At 62.1% G+C, this 11748-nt stretch carries 11 protein-coding genes; 9 read left to right on the top strand and 2 right to left on the bottom strand.

What is annotated here, in order from left to right:
* Positions 1–4: 4 nt before the first annotated feature.
* From RE432_RS16725 to phoU, 9 genes are all read left to right on the top strand, one after another.
* Positions 5–2506, top strand: coding sequence for an FtsX-like permease family protein (locus RE432_RS16725; protein WP_310934655.1), 2502 nt, complete (start codon positions 5–7; stop codon positions 2504–2506).
* The gene (locus tag RE432_RS16720) at positions 2503–3219 is read left to right on the top strand and encodes a 3-deoxy-D-manno-octulosonic acid kinase (protein ID WP_310934654.1); all 717 of its coding nucleotides are present in this window, start codon (positions 2503–2505) and stop codon (positions 3217–3219) included. The genes RE432_RS16725 and RE432_RS16720 overlap by 4 nt, the downstream gene beginning before the upstream one ends.
* A gap of 58 nt (positions 3220–3277) precedes the next feature.
* Complete coding sequence (locus RE432_RS16715; RefSeq protein ID WP_310934653.1) at positions 3278–4378, top strand: polyamine ABC transporter substrate-binding protein; 1101 nt, start codon at positions 3278–3280, stop codon at positions 4376–4378.
* A 4-nt stretch (positions 4379–4382) separates the two neighbouring features.
* Complete coding sequence (locus RE432_RS16710) at positions 4383–5513, top strand: polyamine ABC transporter ATP-binding protein (protein ID WP_310934652.1); 1131 nt, start codon at positions 4383–4385, stop codon at positions 5511–5513.
* On the top strand, positions 5510–6427 hold the full coding sequence (locus RE432_RS16705; RefSeq protein ID WP_310934651.1) for an ABC transporter permease subunit: 918 nt from the start codon (positions 5510–5512) through the stop codon (positions 6425–6427). Before RE432_RS16710 ends, RE432_RS16705 begins: the two co-directional genes overlap by 4 nt.
* Positions 6424–7224, top strand: coding sequence for an ABC transporter permease subunit (locus RE432_RS16700; protein ID WP_310934650.1), 801 nt, complete (start codon positions 6424–6426; stop codon positions 7222–7224). The genes RE432_RS16705 and RE432_RS16700 overlap by 4 nt, the downstream gene beginning before the upstream one ends.
* 13 nt (positions 7225–7237) lie before the next feature.
* Complete coding sequence (locus RE432_RS16695; protein WP_310934649.1) at positions 7238–7594, top strand: Spx/MgsR family RNA polymerase-binding regulatory protein; 357 nt, start codon at positions 7238–7240, stop codon at positions 7592–7594.
* 21 nt (positions 7595–7615) lie between these two features.
* Positions 7616–8311, top strand: a complete 696-nt coding sequence (gene rpiA, locus RE432_RS16690) for a ribose-5-phosphate isomerase RpiA (protein WP_310934648.1) — start codon at positions 7616–7618, stop codon at positions 8309–8311.
* Between the two features lie 107 nt (positions 8312–8418).
* Positions 8419–9198: a phosphate signaling complex protein PhoU gene (gene phoU, locus RE432_RS16685; protein WP_310934647.1), complete on the top strand. Its 780-nt coding sequence runs from the start codon at positions 8419–8421 to the stop codon at positions 9196–9198.
* Positions 9199–9285: 87 nt separating this feature from the next.
* Here phoU and RE432_RS16680 read toward each other — a convergent pair whose 3' ends face one another.
* Entirely contained in the window at positions 9286–9558 is a 273-nt protein-coding gene (locus RE432_RS16680; RefSeq protein WP_310934646.1) for an oxidative damage protection protein, read from the bottom strand.
* Positions 9559–10343: 785 nt separating this feature from the next.
* On the bottom strand, positions 10344–11702 hold the full coding sequence (argA, locus tag RE432_RS16675; RefSeq protein ID WP_310935208.1) for an amino-acid N-acetyltransferase: 1359 nt from the start codon (positions 11700–11702) through the stop codon (positions 10344–10346).
* Between the last annotated feature and the right edge of the window lie 46 nt (positions 11703–11748).

The following is an 11748-nucleotide window of genomic DNA, read 5'->3' as shown; positions in this document are numbered from 1 at the left end:
TCAAATGCGTCCTGGCATCTTTTCAAATACTCGGCTGGGGGTCAGGGCGTTGCAGCGCGACTGGAATTCCGGTGAGTTGCGTTTGTTGCTGCTGGCCTTGCTGATCGCCGTTGCCGCCGTCACCAGCGTGGGTTTCCTGGCCGATCGGGTTGGGCGCGCGCTCGAGCGCGACTCGGCTCAAATGCTGGGCGGCGACCTGGCCCTGCGTGCCGACGAGCCTATTCCCGCCCAATTCCTGGCCCAGGCCGAAGCCAGGAATCTGGCCACCGCCCAGACCTTGCAGTTCCCCTCCATGGTCAGCGGCGGCGATGATGCGCAGTTGGTCTCCCTGAAAGCCGTATCGCAGGCTTATCCCTTGCGCGGCGCGTTGCGCCTGGCCGATGTGCCGGGGGGCGCGGCGGTCGAGGTCGCGCAGGCGCCCGAACCCGGCTCGGTGTGGGTCGACCCCCAGGTGCTCGGGCTGCTGGGCCTGGGCGTGGGCGATACCTTGCTGGTCGGCGACAGCGTGTTGCGTATTGCGCGCATCATTGCCTATGAGCCTGATCGCGGCATGCAGTTCGTCAATGTGGCGCCGCGGGTCATGATGAATCTTGCCGACTTGCCCGCCACCGGGCTGGTGGCGCCGGGCAGCCGCATTACTTATCACTTGCTGCTGGCCGGGGCCGCCGAGTCGGTGGGCAGCTACCAGCGCTGGCTAGACGCGAATCTGCAGCGCGGGCAAAGGCTCAGTACGCTGGAAACCAATCGGCCGGAAGTCCAGCGGGCCCTGACGCGCGCGCACCAGTTCCTGGTGCTTGTCGCCCTCTTGACGGTCATGATCGCTGCGGTGGCGATTGCCCTGGCGGCGCGGCGCTTTGGCCTGCGGCATCAGGATGGTATCGCGGTGTTGCGCTGCCTGGGGGCCAGCAAGGCGCAATTGGGCTGGATGCTCTGGGTCGAGTTTTTGTTGCTGGCCTTGCTGGCCGCCGCGCTCGGCTCGCTGGCGGGCTACGCGGTGCATCAAGGGCTGGTGTCCATTGTGACCGGCTGGATGCAAACCAGTTTGCCGCGCGCCAGCCTGCTTCCGGCCTGGCAAGGCATGGCCACCGGGTTTTTGCTGTTGCTGGGCTTTGCGCTGCCGCCGCTGGCAGCCTTGCGCAATGTGCCGCCTGCGCGCGTGCTGCGGCGCGACACGGCTCAGGCGGCCAGGCGCTGGCCCGCGTATTTGCTTGGCCTGGCGGCGTTCTTTGGCCTGATCGTCTGGATATCCGGCGATGTGCGCCTGAGCGGTATCGTGGCCGCGGGCTTTCTGCTGGCGCTGATGGTGTTCGCCGGGCTCGCCTATGCCATGGTGTCGCTGCTGGGCCTGCTGCGTTACCGCAGCCGGGGATATCCGGTATTGCGCTTCGCCCTGGCGGGCATGGCGCGCCGCCGCAGCCTGACCGTGACTCAGCTGTGCGCCTTGTCCGTGGGCCTGATGATCCTGCTGTTGCTGGCCATCACGCGGACGGACTTGCTGCAGGGCTGGCAGGGCACCTTGCCGGCCGATGCGCCCAATACCTTCCTGATCAATATCCAGCCCGATCAGCGCGAGACTGTCACGCAGCGTCTCAAGGCGGCCGGTGCCGATACGGTGCTGATGTCGCCCATGATCCGCGGCCGCCTGCTGGCCATCAATCAGCAAGCCGTCAACGGCGACAGCTATCAGGACCCGCGCGCCAAGCGCATGGTCGACCGGGAGTTCAATCTGTCCTATGCCGATACCATGCCTTCCAGCAACCAGATCGCGGAAGGACGCTGGCTGCGGCTGGACCGCCCCGAGGTCTCGATCGAGACCGGCCTGGCGCAGACGCTGGGCATCAAGCTGCGGGACACGCTGACTTTCGATGTGGCCGGCCGGGAAGTGCAGGTCGAAGTCAGTGGGCTGCGCAAGGTGGATTGGGATTCTTTCCAGGCCAATTTTTTTGCAGTCATGAGTCCCGTCGCGCTGGCCGATGCGCCCGTCACCTTCATCACTTCCCTGCACGTGGCGCCGTCGGGGCAACCCTTTGTGCAGGCCTTGATCAAGGAATTTCCCAATCTGACGGTCTTCGACGTCGGCTCCATCCTCGGCCAGGTCCAGCACGTGCTGGATCAGGTGGTCCAGGCGGTGCAACTGCTGTTCCTGTTCACGGTTGCCGCCGGTGTGCTTGTTCTGGGCGCCGCCCTGTTTTCCACTCGCGATGAGCGCATGCACGACGTGGCCGTACTGCGGGCGCTGGGCGCCAGCGGCCGGCAATTGGCCGGGGCCATGCATATCGAACTGGTGCTGCTGGGGACCATGGCGGGATTGCTGGCCGCTTTCGCGGCTGTGGCGGTTGCCTGGCTGCTGGCCTACTATGTATTCGAATTTTCCCTGACGCTGTCGTGGTGGCCGTGGGCCGCGGGCGTCGCGGTAGGGGTGGCGGCTGCGCTGATCGGGGGCCGGTTCGCCCTGGCGGGCGTACTGAAAACACCCCCCCTGGTCTCTTTGCGGGAGATGGCATGAACGGGCCCATCCAGCCGGAAGACCTTGCCCTGCCGGACGGCGCCATGCGCGTCGATGCCAGCCGGATCAGCGCGCCCGGCGCCTTTCTGTTCGATCCCGCCTCGAGCGTATTGAACGCGGTCGCCGTGGCGCAGGGTGGGCGCCAGGCGGCCTGGTTCGTGCAGGGCGAGTTCGGCCAGGGCGTGCTGCGCCATTATCGGCGCGGCGGGCTGATGGCCCGGCTCAGCGCCGACCGCTATATCTGGACGGGCGCCGCCGCCACACGCTCGTTCGCGGAATTCGATCTTCTGCATTACATGCACGGCCGCGGCCTGCCGGTGCCGCGGCCGCTTGCCGCGGCCTACTGGCGCCATGGCTTGAGCTATCGCGCCGCGCTTCTGACGGCACGGATCGCAGGGGTCGGGCCTTTGGCCGCGCAGTTGGCTTGCGCCGATCATGCGGCCGTGGCCGGCGCCATCTTCGCGATGCATGATGCCGGGGTCTGGCATGCCGACCTGAATGCGTACAATATTTTGCTTGATGCGCAAGGCAAGGTCTGGCTGATCGATTTCGACAAGGGCCGCAGGCAGGCCATGCCGGCCGCGGCGCGGCGCGCCAATTTGCTGCGCCTGCGCCGTTCCCTGCTCAAGGTCGGGGGCGAATCGGCGCTGTCCTGGTGGCAGGCCCTGGACCAGGCTTATACACGGCTCGAGGCTGCAACGGGACACGTTTAGCCAGAAAAGCTTTATGATCACGCCTTTTGGCTTTTTGTATCGTCTGGAGAGGCTTGCAATGACATTCACCACAGCGAAAAAATGGTTTCTGGGCGCAACCCTGGCTGCAGCGATGTCGTCGGCATGGGCGCAGGAAAAAGTCGTCAACGTCTATAACTGGGCCGAATACACCGCGCCCGACACGATATCCGGTTTTGTGCAGGCCACGGGCATCAAAGTGCGCTACGACGTCTACGACAGCAACGACACCCTGCAGGCCAAACTGCTGACGGGCAAGTCGGGCTACGATGTCGTGGTGCCCTCTACGCACTATGCGGCTCGCCAGATCGAAGGCGGCCTGTTCCAGAAGCTCGATAAGTCAAAAATCCCCAATTGGCAGTACCTGGATCAGGACATCATGGATATCGTGGCGTCCGTCGACCCCGGCAACCAGTACCTGGTGCCCTGGGGCTACGGCACCAATGGGCTGGGCTATAACGTAACCAAGGTCCGCGACATCCTGGGCGACGACGCCCCGCTCAATAGCTGGGACATGCTGTTCAAGCCCGAACATGCCGAAAAGCTCAAGGCCTGCGGGATCTCTGTGCTGGACGAGGCCGCTCAGGTTTTCCCCGCCGTGCTGCACTACCTTGGCAAGGATCCCAACAGCAGCGATCCCGAAGACTACAAGCAGGCGCTGGCCTTGCTCAAGACCATCCGTCCCTACATCCGGCAGTTCAGTTCCTCGGGCTACATCGATGAGCTTGCCGCGGGCGACCTGTGCATGGTGTACGGCTATTCAGGCGACGTCATGATCGCCGCGCACCGCGCGCGCGAGGCCGGCAAGACCTACAAGGTCGACTATGTCATCCCCGACGGCGGGGCGCCGGTCTGGTTCGATACCATGGCCATTCCCAAAGGGGCTGCAAATGTGGACGAGGCCCTGGCCTTCATCAACTACATCGAGACGCCCGAGGTGCACGCCGCCATCACCAACGTCATGTTCTATCCCAATGCCAACAAGGAAGCGCGCAAGTACGTGGTCAAGGAAGTCGCCGACAACCCCATGATCTATCCGCCGGCCGAGGTGTCCAAGACTTTGTACGTCATCAAGCCCCAGCCGCTGCCCATCCTGCGCCTGCAAACCAGCATGTGGGCCGAACTCAAATCGGGACGCTGACATCATGCTTGACAGTCGACCTGCCGCTTCTTCATGGTCCGGCGATGCCGACGAGTTCGTTCGTGTCGAAGAAATCGTCAAGATTTACGACGATACGGTTGCCGTCCAGTCGGTGAATCTGTCCGTGCGCCGGCACGAGATTTTCGCGCTGCTGGGCAGCTCCGGCTCGGGCAAATCGACCTTGCTGCGCATGTTGGCAGGCTTCGAGGAAGCCACGTCGGGGCGTATCTATCTCGATAACGAAGACATCACCGATCTGCCGCCGTACCGGCGTCCGGTGAACATGATGTTTCAGTCTTACGCGCTTTTCCCCCACATGACCGTCGAGGCCAACGTGGCCTTCGGCCTGAAGCAGGAAGGGGTGGCCAAGAACGAAATCCACGAGCGCGTCTTCGAGGCGCTGGACCTGGTCCAGATGGCCGGCTTTGCGCGCCGCAAGCCGCATCAGCTATCCGGAGGGCAGCAGCAGCGCGTGGCGCTGGCGCGCAGCCTGGTCAAACGGCCCAAGCTGTTGCTGCTGGACGAGCCCATGTCGGCGCTCGACAAGCAAATACGCCAGAAAACGCAGATTGAACTGGTCAAGATTCTTGAGCAGGTCGGGGTCACGTGCATCATGGTGACGCACGATCAGGAAGAGGCCATGACCATGGCCGACAGGCTGGCGGTCATGAGCGAGGGCCAGATCGTTCAGTGCGGCACGCCGCACGACGTCTACGCCTTTCCCAATTCGCGCTTCGTGGCCGGCTTCATCGGTTCCACCAATCTGTTTACCGGCACCATCGTCGTCGATGAACCCGATCACGTGCTGATTGAAAGCGGCGAGCTGACCCGCCCGCTGTATGTCAATCACGGCGTCAGCGAACCGCTGGGCATGGAAGTGCACGTATCGATCCGGCCCGAGAATGTCCGGGTGCTGCGTGAGCAGCCCGATGCCGAATCCAACTGGGGGCACGGCATGGTCAGTCACGTGGCCTGGATGGGCAGCTATGCTCGCTATCAGGTCCGCCTGGACGGAGGGCATGTGGTTGAAGCCGCCGTGCCCAGCATGATTCTGGCACAGGCCGACGCGCCGGCGCTTGACGATGAAGTCTACGTCGCCTGGTCCAACGACAGCGCCACCGTACTGCCGTCATGAAGGGCATGTTCTGGCGCATCCCGCAGGCACGGCGCCTGTTGACGATAGGCCCCCCGTTCTTATGGCTGGGCCTGTTCCTGCTGCTGCCGTTCCTGCTGGTCCTGAAGATCAGTTTCTCGGACCTGCGGTTCGGCATTCCGCCTTATACGCCGCTGGCCGAGCTGAAAGAGCAGACCCTGACGCTGGCGCTGAGCCTGCGTGGCTACGCCTTGCTGTTCAGCGACAGCCTGTACATCGCCACCTACCTGAATTCGGTCAAGATGGCGGCGGTCACCACCGTGTGCTGCATGATCATCGGCTATCCCATGGCCTACTACATTGCGCGCTCGCATCCTGCCGTGCGCAACCTGTTGCTGCTGGGCGTGATCCTGCCGTTCTGGACCTCGCTGCTGCTGCGCGTATACGCCTGGGTGGGCATCTTGCGCAACGACGGCCTGCTGAACAATCTGCTGCAGTGGCTGGGCATCATCGACACGCCGCTCGAGATCTATCGCACCGATCTGGCCGTGTATATCGGGCTGATCTACGCCTATCTTCCCTTTTTCATCCTTCCTTTATATGCCACCCTGGTCAAGCTGGACCTGCGCCTGCTCGAGGCCGCCTACGACCTGGGGGCAAGACCCTGGCGCGCATTCTTGCGGGTGACGCTGCCCTTATCCATGCCGGGCGTGATTGCGGGGTCCATGCTGGTATTCATTCCCTCTGTCGGCGAATATGTGATTCCTGAAATGCTGGGGGGCGCCAATACGCTCATGATGGGCAGGGTCATGTGGAACGAATTCTTCAATAACGCCGACTGGCCCATGGCCGCCGCAGTGACCTGCGTGATGGTGCTGCTGCTCCTGGTCCCGTTGATCATCTTCCAGCACAACCAGGTCAAGCAGATGCAAGTACGCAAGCGGAGGCGCGCATGACCCGGCCTGATCCCGTTTTGCGGGCCATCGTGCTGACGGTGGGCTACGCCTTCCTGTACATACCCATTCTGTGCCTGATGGCCTTTTCGTTCAACGACTCGTCGATGATGACATCGTGGACGGGCTTTTCCCTGAAATGGTATGTTGAACTATTCAATGACAAGGCCTTGCTGGATGCGGCCCGCCTGTCCCTGTTCATTGCCGCGCTGACCGCGACGGCCGCGGTGGTGATCGGTACCTGGGCGGCCTATGTCCTGGCCCGGATGGGGCGCTTCCACGGCTTCTCCCTGTACATCGGCATGGTCAGCGCGCCTTTGGTGGTGCCCGAGGTGGTGCTGGGCATTTCCCTGTTGCTGATGTTCGTGGAAATCGGCGACCTGTTCGGCTGGCCCGACGGCAATGGGGTGTTCACCATCTGGGTCGGGCATGTGACGCTGTGCATGGCCTATGTCGCGGTCATTATCCAGGCGCGTATACGCGATCTGGATCGCTCGCTCGAGGAAGCCGCCCTGGACTTGGGCGCCACGCCGCTGAAGGTGTTTTTTGTGGTGACCCTGCCGCTGATCTTTCCCGCCTTGCTGGCCGCCTGGCTGCTGGCGTTCACGCTGTCGCTCGACGACGTGGTGATCGCCTCGTTCTTGTCGGGACCGGGCTATACCACTTTGCCGCTGGAAATCTTCTCCCGCGTCAGACTCGGACTCAAGCCCGAAATCAACGCTCTGGCAACGCTGTTCATCCTGGTGGTCGGTATTTTCGTCATTGTCGCCAACCGGGTGCAGTGGCGCAGGCAATCTTAATAAAGGATAGAAAATGGGTACTGTGCAGCTTTATGGACTCAAGAAATGCAGCACCTGCGTCAAAGCCGCAAGTTGGTTGACGCAGCGCGGCGTGGCCTTCGCATTGACCGACTACCGCGACCATCCCATCGGCCCCGAGCAGCTTGCCGCGTGGGCGAATGAGCTGGGCGGCTGGGAAAAGCTGGTCAACCGGGCCTCGATGACATGGCGGAATCTGCCCGATGCGCGCAAGACGCCCGAGACCGACAGCCAATGGCTGGCCCTGATCGCCGAGTATCCCACCCTGGTCAGGCGGCCCGTCACCGTGACCAAAGATGGCCAAGTGGCCGTTGGTTTTTCAGAAAAAAAATACGGCGAACTATTCGCCTGAACCACAAGGCCCGGACCAGACATGCTTACCCAGACAGAACTCAAACAGAATGTAGCCGAGGCGGCCGTGCAGTTCGTGCTGCCCTTGCTGGCGCCCGACGCGATACTGGGCGTCGGTACCGGCTCGACGGCCGACTTGTTCATCGATGCGCTGGCGCCTCACAAGAGCCGCTTTCGCGGGGCGGCGTCCAGTTCCGAGCGCAGCGCGGCGCGCATGCAGGCGCTGGGCATCCAGGTTTTCGACCTGAACGACGTCCAGGCCATGCCTGTGTATGTCGACGGGGCCGACGAAGTGGATCACGGCCTGAACATGATCAAGGGCGGGGGCGGCGCGCTCACGCGTGAAAAAATCGTGGCATCGGTCGCCCGGCAATTCGTGTGCATTGTCGACGAGTCCAAGCTGGTCCAGACCTTGGGGCATTTTCCCTTGCCGGTCGAGGTCATCCCCATGGCGCGCGAAGTCGTGGCCCGGCGCCTGGCTGCCTTGGGCGGAACGCCGGTCTTGCGCAGCGGCTTCGTCACCGACAACGGCTGCCAGATCCTTGATGTGTCGGGCCTGAGCATTACCGCGCCGGCCGATATGGAAGCCTTGATCAATAATATCCCGGGAGTGGTCAGTTGCGGCCTGTTTGCCCTGGCGGGCGCCGACATCTTGCTGATGTCCACCCAAGAGGGCGTGCGCCAGCTTGGCCGTGACACTGAAAACACACCGTCATAATCCCGTCACAATTGGCGCGTAGCCTTGCAGGGCTTAGAGGCTACACAATAGCCAATGATAATGCTACGCTATTCTTTAACTTATTCTTGCGCTGACCAAAGGTTGACATGATCGAGCATACCAACAAGCAGTTCCATACCGACCTTGAAACGACACGTTCCCTGTTCCTGCAAATGGGCGGGTTGGTCGAGGCCATGGTCAAGGATGGTATGAACGCCTTGGCCACAGGCGACATGAGCCTGGTCGACAAGGTGCGCGAGCGCGAAAAAGAAGTGAATGGGCTGGAAGTCGATATCGACGAGCGCATCAGCCTGCTGATCGCCCGCAATCAGCCCACGGCGGTCGACTTGCGCCTGTTGCTGTCGGTGTCCAAGATGCTGACCGACATGGAGCGCTGCGGCGACGAGGCCGAGAAAATCGCCAAGATGGCGCGCCGCCTGCACGAAAACAATAGCCACTACGAACCTGTGGTCGAGTTGCGGCACATGTCTTCCTTCGTGACGACCATGATCCGCGATGCGCTCGACGCCTTCGCCCGCATGGATCCGATCCACGCCGCCCAAGTCGTGCGCAACGACAAAGAAGTCGACAAGGAATGGAAGGGTTCGCTGCGCCACGTCATCACCTACATGATCGAAGACCCGCGCACCATTTCGCGCTCGATCGACCTGATCTTCATTGCCCGCGCGCTCGAACGCATTGGCGACCACGCCAAGAACATGGCCGAGCGCGTCATTTACATGGTGCACGGCGATGACGTGCGCCATACCGGCCTGAAGAATACCGAGCGCCTGGCGCGCGGCGAGCCCTTGCCAGAGGAAGCCGACGAGCAGCCGGCCAAGAAGGCTAGCGACAAGCAGGCGGACGCTGAAGGCAAGCAGGCCTGACCGGCCAACCCTGATGCATGAAAAAGGCAGCGTTTCAGCTGCCTTTTTTGCTTTGTTGCGCCCCGCATTCAGCGCAGGCGCGGTGGTTCAGGCCGAGGGCGGGACGTAACCCTGGGCTTCGACATCGGCGTCCTTGAACAAGAAGTTTTCCATTTGCTCGGCCAGGTATTTGCGGGCCCGGGCATCGGCCAGGTTAAGCCGGTTTTCATTAACGAGCCGGGTCTGGGTATCCATCCACTGGGCCCATGCTTCTTTGGATACGCTTTGCCAGATGCGGGTACCGAGCTCGCCCGGATAGGGCGGAAAATCCAGGCCTTCGGCTTCGCGTTTGAGTTTTACACATTGAACCATGCGTGCCATAAGAGTCTTACCTTTAGAACGAGTTGGCGAACGTTTCTATTGTACCGGGATGGGGGGTGTGCAGTGCTATGGGGGCCGCTTTGCTGACGGTTTTTGCTGTTAGGGTGAAGCCCTGCGGGCTGCCTTGGGCTGGTTCCGGCACGGCGTGCTTGTCTCCGCATCTTCCTCGTTAGGCCGGGCGTCGGGCGAACTCACTCGCTGCGCTCGCTCAGACAGCGCCCGACGACAGCCCCCGGCCTGCCTTCGGAAGCCTGCGGCGCACGCCTAAACGCCGGCCCCAGCCCAAGGCAGCCCGCAGGGCTCGTCATCGCCACGGATAAAACAGCAAAGTACACAGCTGATACAAGTGTGGAAATATCGAGCCATAGCAAGGTGATCAGACGAAAAGATACAGGCCCAGTCAGGCGATAAAAAGGACGTGTCAGTTATCTCTTGTCTAAAAGGCGGGCGTGGCGGGTGCTGTGCAGGCGCCTCGCGCAAGCCGGTTCAGCCGTATCAATCGTGGATGCAAGAGTGCGGCTGTTTGAGCCCAGTGCTTATGGACAGCCGGGGGCTGTCCATTCGGGCGAGTTCCGCACTCGCCACGATTGATACGGCTGAACCGGGCAGCCCTGGCAACGCCAGGGCCGTAGCGCGCGAAGCCGGAGCAGCGCCCGCCACGCCCGCCTTCTTAAGCACAATAATTGGATGCGGGCCATCAAACGCCCAACAGAACCAGAACACGGCCACCGATCCAACAACCCAGCCAGCCTGCCCATTTCAAATTCGTCAGGGTTGAACTAAGCCTACAGCTTCTTGATGAACACCAGACTATTCCGCGACCGGTTGTAATGCGCCTGGCGCTCTTTGGGCAGATCGGAAATCCCGCCCTGTACAAAACCGCGCTTCATGAACCAGTGCGACGTGCGGGTCGTCAGCACGAACAAGCGTTTTGCCCCCATCCCTCGCGCCCGTAGTTCCGCATGACGCAGCAGCATCTCGCCTTCGCCCGCGCCTTGCCACTCCTGGTGCACGATCAGGCAGGCCATTTCGGCCATGTTTTCCGACAGGTAAGGCATGACGGCCACACAGCCGTAAATCACGCCATCGTGCTCCAGCACCGTGAAATTTTCCACATCGCGCTCGATAACGGAACGGCCGCGGGGCACCAGCGTGCCGTCGGCTTCCAGAGGCTCGATAAGCTGCACAATGGCGCCCACATCGTCGACCGATGCCGGACGCAGGTCATCCAGCGTGTCCTCCACCACCATGGTTCCCACGCCATCGTGGGTAAAGATCTCAAGCAGCACGCTGCCATCGAGCGTGTATGGCACCAGATGGGCGCGCGCCACGCCGCGCTTGACTGCCCGCGACGCATGGGCCAGGAAGAAAGCCGTGTCTTCGTCCAGCTTGCCCTCGGCCAGCAGCTTGTCGGCATCTTCACGCGCCAGCTCGGTGTCGACCGACCCGTCTTCGTCCTGCACCGTGCGGTTTTGCGTCAGGAAGATCAGTTTTTCGGCGCGCAAGGTGATGGCGGCGCTGGTGGCCAGATCTTCCATGGCCAGATTGAAGGCTTCCCCCGTAGGCGAAAAGCCCAGGGGCGACAGCAGCACGATGGCGCCCTGGTTGATGACGCTTTTCATGGCGTCCGTATCCATCTTCCGGACCGAGCCCGCGTGCTTGTAATCGACGCCGTCGATCACGCCAACCGGACGGGCCGTGACGAAATTCCCCGAAATAACGCGGACCTGGGCGTGCGACATGGGGGTATTGGGCAAACCCTGGCTGAACGCCGCTTCGATATCCAGGCGAATTTCACCGGCGGCTTCCTTGGCGCATTCCAGCGCTTCCGCGCTGGTGGGTTCGGTGCCGCGTCCGAACTGGGTCTGGTAACCTTTCAGTTTGAGCTGCTCGTTGACCTGCGGGCGCGACCCGTGCACCAGAACCAGCTTGACGCCCAGAGCCGACAGCAGCGATAAGTCTTGTATCAGCGTGTTCAGGGCGCCATCGCTGACCAGTTCGCCTCCAAAAGCCACGACAAAGGTCTTGCCCCGAAAGTCATGGACATACGGGGCAACCTCGCGAAACCATCGCACAAACTGGGCCGGAGCGAATTCAGGGGCGTCCTGCGCGGATAGTGTCGTGTCGGTTTCAATCGTGGTCATGTCGTCGTTCAAGGTCTCGGCTGGGGTTGGATCCATCCAAAATTAT

Origin of the sequence: Pusillimonas sp. SM2304, assembly GCF_031628915.1 — a bacterium.
In the GTDB taxonomy this organism is placed as follows: Bacteria; Pseudomonadota; Gammaproteobacteria; order Burkholderiales; family Burkholderiaceae_B; genus Pusillimonas_C.
The sequence above is the reverse complement of the archived record's forward strand: the minus strand, read 5'-3'. Positions and strand labels throughout refer to the sequence as shown.